The following is a 15,211-nucleotide window of genomic DNA, read 5'->3' on the forward strand; positions in this document are numbered from 1 at the left end:
TTCCGCTCGCATGTAGTCGAGTGGTGTGACTGGTACGGCAGCATGTTTACAACGGGAGGTGAGTGGCATGCGGAGCCGCCGATTACTCACTCGTCCACAAAGCCGTGTCGCTCCAGGTGCTTGACCGCATCCGGATGCTTTCGAACCCAGGTCTCGCACGCCGCCCACCACACAGGCGTGCCGTCCTCTTCGCGCAGCAGGACATCGTGGACCCCGTCTTCGTCGCAGGGGAACGAACTGCCGGCGGAATGTGCGCTGCACTTTCCGCCGCTGCCTTTGGTGTCGTTGGGAAATCGCCCAGTTCGGTGGTTGCGGTAGATCTTCTCGATGCGTGACTTCATCACACCCATCCACCGAGGCTCTCCAATACCCGTGAGCCCGTCAACAGGGTGTACAGGGATCTCCGGCCAAGCAGCCTTGTCCTTACCACGGTCACCGATCGTGAACAGAGACTCGTCCGACCGGCTGGGTCCGACGGCCGACTATCAGTCGGCTTCGGCGATCTCCGCGAGTCTGACGAGCTCAGCTGCGATCTCCCGCGCCTGCTGCGGCGACAACTCGACTTCTTCGACGGCTCGATCGATGGTAAGGCTCACCCGCGCCGGCTGGCGATCCGCGGCGTCGAGGGTGTTCACCCACGACGTCAGTCGCACCTGCACGCTCTGGACGTCCGGGTCGTCGGCGAATAGCCGATTCAGGCCCTTGATCTCGCTGTCGTCGGTGGTGTGGTGGAAGCCGTCCGTACGGTCAAGGACGACGTCGTCACCGAAGTGGTCGCCGGTGCACCATGCGGGGCAGGGCTGCAAGCTGATGCCGAGCGCGGTCAGCTGCTCCTTTGCGGTCCGGCCGTCGCCAACGTGGTCATCGACCATCGGTGAGCCTCCTCCGCCAGCGTCCACCCTAGGGGGCATCTGCCCGAGGGGAGTCCTGTTCCGACGTAGTTGCTTGGGCGTCGGCGGTTAGTGGCGGCTGGCTGTAGGTGGTGAAGAGCTTTCGGCCGGTCAGTTTGTGGTGGGCCAGTTGCTCGCGCACCGCGTGCGGGTCGCTCCACCGTTCATGTCCGGTTGTGAGAGCTTCGGCCCAGGCTCGGACGGCGTCGGCCAGCAACTGCCAGGTGTCGGGGGTGATGACACACATGCCGTCGACGGCGTTGGCCTGGCGGTGGAGTTGCCTGCTGGGGTGCACGATCACAGGCAGTGCGGCGACTTGGGGGTGGAGCTTGCAGCCCCAGCGGACGCTGCCGCCCAACTGATCAAGATCGTGCTTGCTTATCGTCGAAGTGCCTCGACCGGTCTTGAGTTCAATGACGGCATGGCATTGGTCGCTGAGCACCCAGAGGTTGTCCGGGCCGGTGGCATACATTCTTTCCGGGCGAGTGCTGGTCAGGCCAAGGTGCTCGCCGAGTTGCTGCCAGGCGCGCTCGGCATCTTCGGTGCGTTCCTCATCCCCCCAGACCACGTCGTCGATCAAGGTTTGCACGGCCAACAGCAGGGCGGTGCCGTCGGAGTACGAGCGAGCCAGGAACGCGGCGGCCGCCTCGGCCTGAGCCGCTGCGGGCCGCAAGTGCGCCGGTGTGACGCCACCGGCCGGGCGTAGCAGGAACGGGTTGTCGTCTAGCGCTTTGGTCAGCACGCGCTGGGCGGCGGCCGGGTCGACGTGGTGCAGGTAGGCGGCGCGCTGCTCGGCCACCCAGCCTTTTACCGCCGAGTCGGTAAGAGTGCTGCTCACGCTTCGGAGCTGGTCCGCAGCATCAGCGTGCCGGCCGGTGGCGGCCAGATCGAAGGCTTGGCGCAGCGCAACAGCTTCTGGTCGTACGAGGCCTGCGATGGCGTAGTGCACGTCGGCCAGCGCGCGGCGGCTCAAGGTCCGCCATTGCGGGTCTTGGTCCAAGCACAGGTTGAGCGCCATCCGGATGCCACTGAGGCCGGCGCCGGTGAGCTGGTCGGCGATTTCGCGACTCAGATCGATCTGGGCCCGGGTCGCCGGGGAAAACATCGCCCGCTGCTGGGGATCGTGCAGGGCGATGGACAGGTGGCCACCGAGCAGCAGCACGGCGCAGTGGTCCTCGCTGTCGCGCACCCCGCGGCCCATGCCCTGCTCGATGCGCTGGATGGAGCGGATCAGCATGCTGCGGCTGCCCGATAGCACGGCGGCCTCACGGCGTTCGGTGGCGTCCATGGGACGGGGTATGCCGTCGAGGATCAGCAGTTCGCAGGCGGCGTCTGGTAGGTCGATACCGTCGTACTTGTTGACCAGCACGACCAGGCCGACATGCCCGGCCTTGAGAGCGGTGATCGTTTGTGGCAGCTCCTGCGCGTGCACGATTCGATCAGCGTAGGGGTGCCACGCAGCGGCGGCGCGGGTGCTGGGTACGAGCACGACCACGTTGACCGGCCGCCCGTCCGGCCTGCCATCACCGTCGCGATCGCCGTCGGCGTACTGGCGCGCGAGTTCGCGCACAGCGTCGTCGCGGAGGTGGGGATTGAGGGCGATTGGCGCGAGGATCATGCGGTCGCCAAGGTCGGCGGCGCTGCCCGGGGTGATGGGCTTGGCCACATCTTTGGGGTCGGCATCCCAGTCCGTGACGAGCACGCTGTCATCGGACAGCGTGGCGGTCAGGTAAACCCGGCGGCGCGCGGTAGCGAAGGCCGGGATCATCGCGATTGATGGACAGGGCGGACTGAGTTGGATGGCCTGGCTGGTGACGGAGACCGTGCACAGATCCAGCACGTCAGCGATCAATGGCCAGGTGAATTTGAAGCCGTCCTCGTCGGCGTGCGGATGCAGAATCTCCATGACCCTGTGCTGGCGGGCTGTCCACGACCAAAACGGCACCGCCAGCGTGGCGGTGTAGTCCTTGGTCTGGAGATCGGCCCAGTTCTTGGGCGATTGTTCCTTGAGTTCGTGGGCGAACAGGGTAACGAGTTCACCGTAGGCGGCGTGCTCGGCCGGGATGGTGAGCCGGAACTGGGCCTCGGTGGTGGCCAGCGCCGCGTGCGCGTCGTCGACGACGACGATGCCGACCTGGAGCTTGCTTCGCGCGTCGCCGACCACGCCGAAGACGGATTGGCCGTTGATCAGCTTCTGAAAGGTGGTCACGAGGATGGCCTGGCCGCTGCGGAAGGCCAGGTCATTGACCCGGTCAGTAACCGCCAGTCCCATCTTGTCGGCTTCGGCGCGGACCTGGGCGGCCAGATAGCGGTCCGGAGCCAGGTAGACCGCGGTGCCGACCTCCTCGTTGAGCGTGCTGCGGGCGATCAGCAGGCCGACGGCGGTCTTGCCGCCGCCGGTGTTCTGCTTGATAACGATGTCGCGCTGGCTTCGGCGCGCGAACCAGGTCTCCAGCACCTCGCCCTGCTCGTGCCGCAGATAGGGCCAGGGACGCCGCGACAGCGCCGCGTAGATCTCGCGCGGTCGCACCAGCGGCTCCCGACGCCCTTTTCCCACGAGGCTCAGATCGAGCGGCATTTGGCACGTTCCTTCCTGACTTCGTGGCTCCCAGCGCGTCGGCCCGGCGCCATCATCCCTCGCAGGTCTCGGCCTGTCGCGCCCAATCCAAAATGGTCAGCTGACATCGCGCACTCACTACACCGGTTGAAGCCGTGGAGTCATAGAGCTGTGACCAAGTGCCGTCATTGGTGTAAGACCGAGTCGTGCAGTACTGGCAACGGAGCAGGTGCACGCCCGCAGCTGGCGAGCGTCCGGCTCAACGGGCCGAAGACACCCGTGCCTAGGCTGCACTTTTACGACGACACGCGGCAACAGGACGGCTCTGCATCGGCTGGATCGGTCCCCACCTCCCCGGTGGCCATGCCAACTGAGATCCGCTTGAACTGGATCTCGCACTCCCTGCGTCTGTGGACAGAACTGTCGGTGATCGCCGTTACAGTGCGGCTCGCACCATCCATCGTTCTTTTATCCGGGTCTGTCGGCCACTATGCCGATCGTCGTTCTGAAGGAGCTCTTCGTGGCGCCGAAGTGCCTGTACCGAGGCAGCGCTGTCGGCCGCGAACACGCTGACGTAACAAGCGAACATGCTGGCAGAGAAGCGCATATGAGTGCGGAGGAGCCGTTAGCGCTCGATACGCCAATTCCCACGCCCCATGGATGGTCCACGATGGCGGACCTCAAAATCGGCGACTACGTGTTCAGCCGAGACGGTGAACCCGTCCTGGTCTGGGGCGTAGCTCCGATCAAGCATGGGCGCCCGTGCTACCGAGTCACCTTCGACGACGGCGACTCGCTGGTGACGGACGCCACGCACCACTGGTGGGCGTTCGATCGCAAGAGCAAGCAGCGCTGGGCCGAGTGGACCACCGACCAGATGGCTACGGCCAACTGGTACAGCGGACTCCGTTTCGCGGTGCCTAGACCAGAACCCCTTCAATGTGGGCCCGCGCACCTACCACTCGATCCGTATGTCATGGGCATGTGGCTTGGCGACGGGGACAGCAGAGTCGCCACGCTCACCGTCGGCCGCGATGACTTTGACGAGACGCTTCGGAACCTCGAAGAGGCCGGCATGACGACTTCGGTCTATGACTATGGCGAGGACAGGGGCGCCGTCCAGATCCGGTTCAACCATGGCCAGCGGTACGGCAAGCAGGGCACGTCACAGCATGCCCTGCGCGCCTTGGGTGTGCTCGGCAACAAGCACGTGCCGGATCTGTACTTGTGGGCCTCTCAGGAGCAGAGGCTCGAACTCCTACGAGGCCTGATGGATAGCGACGGCTACGTCAACGAACGCGGCAACTGCACGTTCACCTCGTCCAGCCGAGCGCTTGTGGACGCGGTTGAGCATCTCGCCCGGTCCATGGGGTGGAGGGCCGCGACCGGCGCCTGGCAGTCCGACGAGCGCTGGAAGAATCGGGCGGCTGGGACGTGGCGCGTCTCGTTCACGCCGTCGGGCGACGTGCCGTTCAAGCTCAAGCGCAAGTCATCGCGATGCCGCACGCTCCGCTCGGAGTCGTCTCGCGCGATCACCAGCATTGAGCCGGTGGACAGTGTGCCTGTCAGGTGTATCGCGGTCGATTCCGATGACCATCTGTTCCTCGCTGGGCGATCGATGCTCCCAACGCACAACACCCACGTCCTCGCGTCCAACTTGGAGTAGCCGGCGGACGGCGGCCACCAATAATCTCGACCACTCCGTCCCCGGGCTCAGTTCGTCGGGTGCACCTCTTTGACGTGCCACAGAGCTGCGACGCTGTGACCGGCCGACGCACCTGCTTCACGGAGGGACCTCTCTGGCGCCTTGCCGTCCCCTGCCAGCGAGATGTCCGTGTAACCAAACCAACCCCACCAAGTCGACGAACCCGCAGACACGTGGGCGGGCGCACTAGGCCGTTCAGGCGACGCCGCGCGGCACTACGGAGTAATAGCGTTGTAGCCCTGTCATTGTGTACGCTGTAGGCATTCATCGCCTACGCTGTAAATAACTACAGCGTAGTCGCTAGCCAGGAGTCATAATGCCGCAGCGCCAGCAGCCTGTCGCCAACGGGCTAAGAACCGACCACCCCATCCCCGACTTGCCCTTCGTCGACGACGCCCACATCCCCATCGACGACCCCCGTGCCGTGGAAGCCATCGGCCGCCACCACGGCACCGGCACCTGGGGACGCCACGACAAGGCTCGCGACGGCGGCTGGGTCGCCTTCACCACCGACCCCGTCCGCAAAGACCTCGCCTGGCTGGTCCGCTGGCACCCCCAGCACGGCCGCTCCGTCATCCTCTACCGCGACACCGACGCCGCCGGCGCGCACACGACCTACCTGGACACCGCCCAGCTCTTCCGAGCCGGCGGCTACTGGTGGGACGGCACCACCTGGTACCGCCCATCCCAAATCTTCGACCACGCCAGCGAGCGTTACGTGCGCCGCCGCGTCCCGGCCGCGACAAACGTCACCGCCGCGGACCTCCTCGAAAACGGCGATGCAGACCCCGGCAACGGTCACATCCTCGACATCGACCAGGTCGACCTCGACACCCCGTACCAGGGCCGCTGGCTGGACGACCTCGCCGCGTGGGCCGCCCAGCGCCCAACTCCGTCCGCCTCGCCCAACGTGGTGAAGCTCTCGGCCCCCGAGCTCACGGCCGACCAACTCGTCAGCCTCACTCAGATGGCCCAGATCGCCGGTGTCGCCCCGTCCACCCTGCGCGCGTACGTCTCCCGCGGCGAAGGAGACGTACCCCCGCCCCAAGCCACCGTCAGCGGCCGCAACGTCTGGGCTCGCCCGGTCGCGGAAGAATGGGTCGAACGCCGTCATCGCAGCTCCGAAAGCCTCGACCAGGCCGTCTCCGCCCGAGTGGGCGAAGCCACGCTGCCCATCGGCGTGGCCGAGCTATGGACGAGGTTCACCCGCGTGTTCTCCTCGACGCTGTGGGACAACCCCGATCGGCGTAAACGCTGGGCACTGCGCTGGCGTACACAGCAAGCCGTCGGACAGGTCGCAGAGGAACTCGGCTGGGACGTCGCCGCCAGCCTCGGCTCGATCATCTCCGCCGAAGACCTGGCCATCACCCTCCGCCACGCTGTCCTGGACGAGTTCGCCACCGGCCAGCAGCTCCACCGCAGCATCCACGAGCACGACCGCAAACGCGCAGTCGCCGCCGGCAAACCGGAGCCCGTTTACGAAGACCTACCCTCCTACGGCATCGTGCACCACGTGGCCCGGATGATCGACTGGCTTATCCGCCACCACCCGTCCACTGCTGCCTACACCATCGCCGAGATCACCGGTGAAGCGGAGCGCCGGTTTGAAATCTCCCGAGAGGTGATCGAAAACTCCCTGGCCACAGCCCTGGCCCTCGACGGCGAGCTTGACAAGAAGACCCGCGAGGACTTCCTCAAACGCGCCTTCAGCCCGACATCCCTCAGCGACGACTAGGGCCTGTTCATGGTGTCCAAGCGTCGGCGTCGTGACGCCTTTCCTCCGCCGCCTACCGCGCGTTGGCGGAAGAGAGGTGGCCGAGGAGAGGCGTGTGGACGTGCCGCTCTGGCCCACCGGGGCCTCTGCTGGCTTACGAGCTGGTCAGGATGCCAGGGTCAGGGGCGCGTTGGGGCAGGTGCTGGCCACTTCGGCGAGCTTGGCCTTCTCGGCGGAGTCCACGCTGAGCTGCCAGTGGCGTTTGACGGCGACCCATTCGGCGATGTAACGACAGTGGACCTGCTCGATGGGCAGCCACTCGGCGGGGTCCTTATCGGCCTTCTGGCGGTTGGAGCGAGCGGTGACGGCGACCAGGTGCTCGGGGTGGTCGAGGTGGTTGGCGTACTGTTCGCGCTTGGCGGCATCCCATGCCGAGGCGCCAGAGTCCCATGCCTCGGCCAACGGCACGAGGTGGTCGACGTCGAGTTGGGCCGCCTCGTTCACGACTACATCGTCGTAGTAGCTGTACCAGGCGCCCCCGGTCAGCTTGCAGCCGGAGCCGACCTTTGGGGCGTCAATGGCCTCGGCGATCAGTACTTCGTACCGGGCGGAACAGCCGTCGCTGTCGGCGTCGGTCCAGTGCTTGAAGCTGGTGCGCTTGTAGCCGTCCCGGGCCTCAACAGTTACCGGCAGGTCGGCGACGGCCTGGCGCAGCAGCGGCGGCGGGACCGCCTGCGCGGCGCGGGCCACGGCCGGCACTGCGGTCGGGATGGCGACGAGGGCGAGAAGTCCACCGGCGGCGAAGACCGTGAAGCACGGGAAGAGACGCATGACCACTCCACACTGTTGCATATTGCACGTGATTGCATGCGCTAAGTAATCAAACGATGAGTCGTTGATGTACTAACCGCGAGGTGAGAGCAGGCTTCCAAGCCTGCGGCTGTTGCAGCGTGCATGGCCCGCGGCCTATGCGACATTGTCTGCGGCCACATGAAGATCACCGCCAGGCCTCGTGCCCGTGTTGGATGTCCAGTCGTCGGCGATCGAAGGGCATCACCGAACAGCTCGGTCAGGATGGCGTAGGCGCGTTCGACCCGTGCCGAGTCGGCTCGCGCGGCCAGGACCAGGACGTCGTCCATGGTGCGGAAACGGTACGACCATGGCATGGCGCGATTCCTCCTCCCCTAGTCCGCGCTGAGGCTCAGCGAGGTGGTGAGCATCAGGGCCCAGTCACCGCGGAAGAGCGAGCCGCCGTCGTCGATCCAGGCGATCGTCGGTTTGCCCTGGCCGTTCATTGTCATGGCCAGGCCCTCGCCGGCGCCCCGCATCCTGGCCACTGCGGTGCTCACGCACCGACGTCCGATACAGGTGGCGAGCATGAGCCGCGTCCCGTCCTGGTTCTGGTACGCCACCAGCGGCCGCCCTGCCCAGTCCAGGACCAGCGCCGGTGTCGAGCGGTACGGGCCTCCGGCGTCCAGCGTGATCACGTCGGCCTGGGCGCAGTCGGGCGTGCGGCAGTCGAGCAGCTTGGTCGCGCGATCGTTCATGTCCCGGTAAGTGATCACCGGGCGGCCGTCCGCCCGTACCGCCAGGGCCAGGCCGGTCTCCCAGCCCAGCCGGTCGTTGACGCCGGGCGGGTAGGCAGGCACGGGCCGGGTCACGCGGGGCCGCAGGCAGGCGGCGTCAGCGCAGGAGATGACGTGGATCTGGCCGCTGGTGGTGTCGAACCGGGCGACGACGGGACGGTCGCCGGGCGCCATCGCAACAGCCAGGTTGTGCACATCGGGCAGGTACGCGCTCGCATCCAGGCGGGCAACGTGCCTGGTCTCCGGACGCGAACAGCTCACCTGCGCGCAGAAGACGAGGGAAACGACGTCCTTGGTCGGACTGTCGTCACCGTTCACCGGCTCCTTGTCGGCGAAGGCGACGACTAGGCCGCCGTCCTTCCGTACGGCCAGCGCCACCCCTGTGTATTGCGACGGGTAGTACGCCCTCGCGATGTTCCAGCTGCCGGGGGTGGGCAGGCACTTGTTCGCCTCACACGTCAGCAGCCTGAGCGCCTGATGTGACCAGGTGGTCAGCAGGAGCCGCCCGTCAGGCAGGCGTGCGCTGACGGCGCCGGGAGCCGCGTCTGTATTGGTGTCCGGCGGCTCCGCCCACGTGAAAGTCGTCTTCCGGCAGGAGACGTCGGAACAGGTCAGCAGGCTGGCATAGTCCTCGAAGCCGTCGATGACCATGGTCGGGTCCGTGCCGCGGCCGGGGTGCACGTCCCGCAGGTCGAAGGGTCGCAACTCAGGCCCGTCGCTGGAGGAGCCGGAGCGCTCTGCCGACTGCCACGACTCGGTCACGTTCGTCTCGACGATCACCGGCCACGCGAACGGATTGACCAACACGACTCCGCTGAACAGCAGTCCGGGCAGCAGCGCCGCCGGCAGAAGGCCATGTCTTACCGGGCGTGGCGGCGGGCCGTCGGGCAGGCCGTGCGCCAGGTCCGAATCGTCCACCTCGGTGCGCCAGGCCATGCAATGGAGGAACTGGCGCGCGACCACGGCGGCCTGGAGGGGTGTCACGCTCAGCGCGAGCATGGTCCCGGCCAGGCCCCATCCGAAAGTTGCGAGCGGGCCAGGGAGCAAGCCCAGTCCTGACTCGAGAGCCCACGCCGCCGCGCCGGGGACAAGCACCACCCCCAAGGCGAGCGTCAACGCGGTCGGCAGGAATCTCAGCTCGGTCAACCGGTAGGCGCGGCGGATCGAGCCCAGCCCCGAGCAGTCGCGCAGCAGAATGCCAGGCACGGCCAGCAGGCCCGGCATCGCCGCGTACGCGGCCACCATCAACACCACCGTGGCCAGCCACCGCTGATCAGTCGCCATCAGTACGCCGGCCCCCGCGGCCGCGGCCGCCCCGAACGCCAGCGAGCCCGCCATGAGCAGGACGAGCAGGGACGGCAGCCGCCGCACCGTCGTCCGCAGCGCCCCGATGGGCGACACCTGCCGGTCAACCAGATGACCCGCGGCGATGATCACCGTCGCGGGGAACACCACGATCTCCCCGGCGAGCGCGACCGCCGCCAGCACAAGCGTCCACATCAGCAGCGGAGCATCGGAGGTCCCGACCAGCTCGAACCGCCCATTGACCACCGCCGCCGAGTCACCGGACGCCACCGTCAGCGCCAGCAGGGACAGCACGGCGAGCGGCACGTGCACCAGCACACCGGGCAGCGCGAGCCGCACAAGGTGCCGCCCGCCGTCCAGATGGCTCCGGAACAGCACGCCGTTCTTGCGCAGCCGTTCGACGTGCTTCATCGAGGTCACCGACTTTTGTGTCATCGAAGGGTGAGCGGCGTGGTCACGACCAGGTCCCAGTCATCCCCACGCTTGTCTATCCAGGCGAGCACCAGCCGGTCGCGGCCGTCCAGCGTCATGGTCAGGCCGTAGTCGCCACCGCGCGAGATCGTCGTGACCGGGGTACGTGTGCAGTGCGTTCCCGTACAGGTGGCGATGACGATCTGCTTGCGGCCGAGTTCCTGGAACGCCACCAACGCGCGCCCCGCCCGATCCAGCACCATCGCCGGCCCCGCGTGACGCTCGTCAGGTGCGGTCAGCGTGGCCGTGTCAGCCTGTGAACAGGTGCGTGTACGGCAGTCGAGCAGCTTGATCGTGTCATCGGCCACGTCCTCGTAGGCGATCAGCGGACGACCGTCGGCGCGGATGGCCATCTCGGCGTGGGGCTGGTTGCGGCGGTCGAACAGGTAACCGGGCCGACCCTTCCCGACGGGCTGCTCGACGCTCGCCCTGGTGCAGGTGGGGTCGTCGCAGGAGACCACGTGGATGGCGCCACTGTCCCGGTCCAGGCGGAGCACGACAGGGCGGTCGTCGTAGGCGACGGCGGCGATGAGGTCGCGTCCGCCTCCCGTACGCGTGTTCACGGGGACCTTGGCGACCTTCCTCATGCGCGGACGGATACACGCCGGATCGTCGCAGGTGGTCAGCGAGAGCACTTCCTCATCGGCCTCACTCCCCGCTGGGAGCCCGTGGAGTTGGGCGACCACCAGGCCGCCGCCCGGCCGCGCCGCCAGGGCGACCACCTTGTTCCGGCCGCCCCACCTCACCTCCGCCAGAGGCTTGCCCCCGGGGGCCGGCGCACAGGCCGTCGCGTCGCAGATCAGCAGTCCGAGCCGGGCGCGCCAGTTCTCGTCGTAAACCCGTCGGTAATGCTCATCGATCGCCCATGTCGTCACGGCGATGCGGCCGTCCGCAAGCTGGGCGCTGACCGCTGTTCGCTCGCCGTCCACGGCGGGCGGCTCGGCCCAGGAGAGCCGGGGGCGGGCGCAACCGATGTCCGCGCAGGTCAGCAGCTTCGCCTCGCTGGAGCCGTCCATGAGCATGATGAGACGTCCGCCCGGCCCGGCGTACAGGGCCTGCAGGTCCGACGACTCCAGGCTCGGTTGCGGCGGGCGGCCGTCCACCTCAGGCGCCTCGTCGCCTGAGCCGTGGGGCAGGTTCGCCGTGACGGCCGTCTCGGAGACCTCCAGCCAGCCGAGCGGGTTGACCAGCGCCGCGCCGCCGTACAGCAGGCTCGGCAGGAGGAACGCCGCGAGCACCAGGACGGGCCTGGCCCGGCGTGGCGTGCTCGGTGGCAGGCCGTCGGCGATCTCCTTGAACTCGGTGGTCATCCCCGCGAGCGCCAGGCGGTGCAGGAACAGGCGTGCGATCACGCTCGCCTGGAACGGCACCGCGACCAATCCCAGAACGAAGCCTGTCCCCGCCTGCAGGACGGGGTTTCCGGACGTGGCCCACTCCAGCACCTGCTGGATCAGCGCGGGAAAGATCACCACGCCGAAGGCCAGCGTGAGGGCAGTCGCCCAGGGGGCGTAGGACGTCAGCCGGTAGGCGAGCGCGAGCGCGCTTCTCGCGGACCGTTGCTTCAGCACCACGCCCGGCACGGCCAGCAGGCACGGCAGCGAGAACAGGAGCAGGAGCACCGTCATGGCATAAGCCGGGACCTGCGCCCCGTTCCACGCGAGAATGCCAAAACCGACCGCCAGGTCCGCCACGATCACGACCACGCCGACCAGGACCAGTGCCAGCATCGCGGGCCAGCGCCGGGCCGCGGCCCGCATCGCGCGCAAGGTGGAGACGTTCTTGCCGACCAGTCGCCCAGCGGCGAGCATCGTCGTCGCGGGCAGCACCACCATCTGCCCGGCCACTGCGGCGGCCAGCACCACCGCCGACCACCTCAGCAACGGCGCGCCAGGCGAGCCGATGAGTTCGAACCCGCCGTTGACCACAGCTGCCGACCCGTCCACGACCATGACCAGTGCCGATGCGGCGATCAAACCGAGGGGCAGGAACACCAGCAAGGCCGGCGCCGACAATCTGATCAGGTTCCGCGCCGTGAACGCGTAGGCCAGCCAGACCACGCCGAGTCGCCGTACGTCGTTCCAGGCGTGCGGGTGGCGGTCATCCTTCGGGTTCTCGTCGATCAGCTGGCTCATCGGCCGTCCCGTCGCCCCAGGTCTTGGGCCCGCTCCGTGCCCGTGACCGGGATATTCAGGGCGCAGGAGCAGGAGCTGCACCCAGAGGCGGGCCCGCGCCAGCCTGGCCCGTGACCTGGCGATCAGTTGATCGGGCATGGACATGGATGCCTCCAGCGGGACAAGGGGTGGCCATGAGCCTAAGATCCGCGCCGATCGTGAACAGGGCCGAAGACCTCCTCGGCATCGGATCGAACCCGGCTCTGGACGCGTTCCGTACTCCAACGGCACGTACGGCACCTTTTCGGCCTACTGCACAGTGAGGAGCAGGCAAGAATGAAACGGACACGGATTCTTCTGCTGCTGGCGCTGATCTGCACGGCCTTGTCCGCGTGCCAGAGGGATACGGAACCGGTTGACCTCAGCCCGTTGCCCTCCGTCCCCCCGGACCCCACTTCTTACGGGCGTACATCTGCGATGAGGAAGATGCCGTCATTCCAGCCAAGGCGGTGGAGCGCCTGCACCTCGGCTGTACTTCTACGACGACACCTCGGCCACCGGCCTCCTCTACGTCGGCTGGATCGGCCCCCACCTGGCCAGTGGCCGGACAAACTAAGACCTCTCCGACTGCAACCCGACCTGTCACCGGACCGCCTTGAGGCAGGTGGCCCGGTGATCAAGACGTGGCTGCGGCGGCAGCCGAACGTGCTCACTCTGTCCGAGGCAGCGGGCGCGCATGACGATGGTCGAGAAAGGCTTCCTTGGCCGCGGCCCGTGCTTCGTGCAAGTTTTCAAGAGTTTGCCGATGCAAGTTGGGCTCTGTCCGCTCGTCCGTGAGGTAGACGAACTCCCTGTAGAGCTCCACTTTCCTTCGGTGGAGGTTGAACTGCTCGCCAGCCTTCGTCTGTGACGGTGGGATCCCGTCGAGTTCGGCGATCCGGTTGTCGAGGTGCCGCAGTTCGTCATGGATGGAGAGGCGGGTCAGCCCGTCCGACGGTCGTTCCCCTACGGGCCAGTCCGGAGTCGGCGCCACTTGCTTGTACCGGGTCAGCCAGAAGTCGAGCTGACGGGGATTCGTCTCCGGCCTCGACGAGATTCGGCGTGCGGCCCGCAACCGGCGCCGCACGTCCTTCGTGGTCTGATCGAGACTGCGAGCGATGTCTTCCTCGTCTCGGCCATGCGCGGCGAGGTACGCAATGCCCATGTCCAGTACCTGCTCGGAAAGCAGAGCTATCTGGTGAAGAGCCTGATCGAAGGACTCCTCATTGATGCCGGTCTGGGTATCGGCGGTCGGAACGGCTACCAGTCTGGCGGCCTGATCGGCGAGAGCCTGTGCCAGCAGGCAGGTCTGTAGGCGAATCTGCTCCAACGATGCCAACTGCTTGGACTTTGCCGGATTCCGGCCCCTGCCGGGACCCTGGCTGGGCATGGACGCTGCGAGTCTGTCCAACTCCGACACGGCATCTTCCACGGCCTTGATCGTTATGAAGGCCCGTGGCAGACACGTCAACACCTCTGCCTGCAGCCACCTCTTCGGGCGCTTCTGGATTGGCTCTGGAAGAGCTCCTCTCTTCACTTCCTGATACACGGCAGCCGGGGACGGGATGCCTGTCTCCGCCATCAGGCCCTGCTCGTCGATCAGTTCCTCGTCGGCGAAGCCGTCGCCGGCAGACCCGCTCTTCACCAGTTCCTCTTCAGGGACACGGTGAGACGAACGTCGAGGGTGAGCTGCGGGATTGCCGCCGCCGACCTCGCGCGAGACCTCTTGGGCGGAAGCAGGACGAGAAACAGCATCGCGAAGACGGCCAGCCAGGGCGCATGCGTGGCCAGGGCGCGGCCAAGCTCTTCGAGGAGGGCGACGTGTTCGCTGGAAGCCTCAACAGGCATCGAGTCTCCTTTGGGGATGATCACTTGTTTCAAGGCACCATCATGGCCGTCGGGCATGCCAAAGAGATCGGATAGCGCAATGTTCGCCCAAACCCAACATAGTTAGGATGTGCCAAGGACCTGCAGAAACAGGGCTGATCTCGGGAGCTTGTGACACCGGAAGAGGTGCGTTCGGGTCAAGTGGGCGGCACGCCGCCGACGGGCCGAGAGATCGCTCGCCTGGAACCGAGGACTAGGAACTTCGCCATCGCGGCGTTGCAAGCCGCGCCCCACTGTGTGGCGCTGGGGAAGGCGGCGGGCAAACTCCGCCGTCCAGCTATGAGCGCAGTGGGTTATCCAGCGTCGTGTGCATCCCGAAGAGCTAGTAGCAGGCGAATGGGCTGCATGGCGAAGCGCTCTCGTGTCCGGCCCGACCTCAAGGGAGCGTTCGTCTCCGTGACCACTACGGTCGATCACGTCGTACGGCGCTCGCCACCCTCTCAGCCGCCTCTTCAGGGTCCTCGTGCTCCCAGACCCGGATCACTGTCCAGCCTTCGGCCGCCAGGAATCGATCCGTCTCAGCGTCGCGTTCCTGGTTGCGGCGAACCTTCTCGGCCCAATATTCCGAGTTGGTCGTCGCGACGGTGTGATGCTGCGGGCAGCCATGCCAGAAACACCCGTCCATGAAGACCGCGACCCTGGCGCGGGTGAAGAGCAGGTCCGCGGTCCTTCGTATGCCGGGTAGAGGACGAGCGGACACGAGGTAGCGCAGGCCACGGGCGTGAACGGCTCGCCGGAGAGCGAGTTCGGGCTTTGTGTCGCGAGACCTGTTCGCCTGCATGCTGGCCCGAACGGAGGCACTGGACGCCCACGAGGTTGTCGCCACAAAAATCACCCTACAGGGGCGCATATCGAGCCGCCTGATGTCTGGACGGACGATCCGGCGGCACCCGAACCGACGAAACGTGTTGCGGCCGGGACTCCCGTCTGTCACCGTTAACCGCTA

11 protein-coding genes are annotated in these 15,211 nt (G+C 66.9%); 2 read left to right on the forward strand and 9 right to left on the reverse strand.

The genetic code is table 11. The annotated features are described in order from the left end of the window. Window positions 1-86: 86 nt before the first annotated feature. The 3 genes from ETD85_RS00880 to ETD85_RS00890 form a co-directional block, all read right to left on the reverse strand. Window positions 87-341 (reverse strand): hypothetical protein, encoded by a 255-nt coding sequence (locus ETD85_RS00880; protein WP_138687625.1) that lies wholly within the window; start codon window positions 339-341, stop codon window positions 87-89. Between the two features lie 144 nt (window positions 342-485). Continuing rightward, the gene (locus ETD85_RS00885) at window positions 486-872 is read right to left on the reverse strand and encodes a DUF6907 domain-containing protein (protein ID WP_138687626.1); all 387 of its coding nucleotides are present in this window, start codon (window positions 870-872) and stop codon (window positions 486-488) included. Window positions 873-900: 28 nt separating this feature from the next. Then, on the reverse strand, window positions 901-3,468 hold the full coding sequence (locus ETD85_RS00890) for a DEAD/DEAH box helicase (protein ID WP_138687627.1): 2,568 nt from the start codon (window positions 3,466-3,468) through the stop codon (window positions 901-903). Window positions 3,469-4,117: 649 nt separating this feature from the next. Here ETD85_RS00890 and ETD85_RS00895 point away from each other — a divergent pair. Continuing rightward, window positions 4,118-5,113 carry an LAGLIDADG family homing endonuclease gene (locus ETD85_RS00895; protein WP_170246442.1) on the forward strand — a complete coding sequence of 332 codons (996 nt, stop codon included), beginning with the start codon at window positions 4,118-4,120 and terminating at the stop codon, window positions 5,111-5,113. Between the two features lie 355 nt (window positions 5,114-5,468). Beyond that, a complete protein-coding gene (locus ETD85_RS00900; RefSeq protein WP_138687629.1) occupies window positions 5,469-6,887 on the forward strand; it encodes a helix-turn-helix transcriptional regulator in 1,419 nt (472 codons plus the stop codon). Between the two features lie 144 nt (window positions 6,888-7,031). Here the strand turns inward: ETD85_RS00900 and ETD85_RS00905 are convergent, their stop codons facing one another. From ETD85_RS00905 to ETD85_RS00930, 6 genes are all read right to left on the reverse strand, one after another. Continuing rightward, entirely contained in the window at window positions 7,032-7,697 is a 666-nt protein-coding gene (locus ETD85_RS00905) for an HNH endonuclease family protein (protein WP_138687630.1), read from the reverse strand. Between the two features lie 353 nt (window positions 7,698-8,050). Beyond that, on the reverse strand, window positions 8,051-10,168 hold the full coding sequence (locus tag ETD85_RS00910) for a hypothetical protein (protein ID WP_138687631.1): 2,118 nt from the start codon (window positions 10,166-10,168) through the stop codon (window positions 8,051-8,053). A gap of 20 nt (window positions 10,169-10,188) precedes the next feature. After that, window positions 10,189-12,504, reverse strand: coding sequence for a hypothetical protein (locus ETD85_RS00915; protein WP_138687632.1), 2,316 nt, complete (start codon window positions 12,502-12,504; stop codon window positions 10,189-10,191). 544 nt (window positions 12,505-13,048) lie between these two features. Next, window positions 13,049-14,023, reverse strand: coding sequence for a helix-turn-helix transcriptional regulator (locus ETD85_RS00920; protein ID WP_138687633.1), 975 nt, complete (start codon window positions 14,021-14,023; stop codon window positions 13,049-13,051). Continuing rightward, entirely contained in the window at window positions 14,020-14,259 is a 240-nt protein-coding gene (locus tag ETD85_RS00925) for a hypothetical protein (protein WP_138687634.1), read from the reverse strand. The genes ETD85_RS00920 and ETD85_RS00925 overlap by 4 nt, the downstream gene beginning before the upstream one ends. A 409-nt stretch (window positions 14,260-14,668) precedes the next feature. Further along, a complete protein-coding gene (locus tag ETD85_RS00930; RefSeq protein ID WP_138687715.1) occupies window positions 14,669-15,115 on the reverse strand; it encodes a very short patch repair endonuclease in 447 nt (148 codons plus the stop codon). Between the last annotated feature and the right edge of the window lie 96 nt (window positions 15,116-15,211).

Origin of the sequence: Nonomuraea zeae (genome assembly GCF_005889725.1) — a bacterium.
Lineage (GTDB): Bacteria > Actinomycetota > Actinomycetes > Streptosporangiales > Streptosporangiaceae > Nonomuraea > Nonomuraea zeae.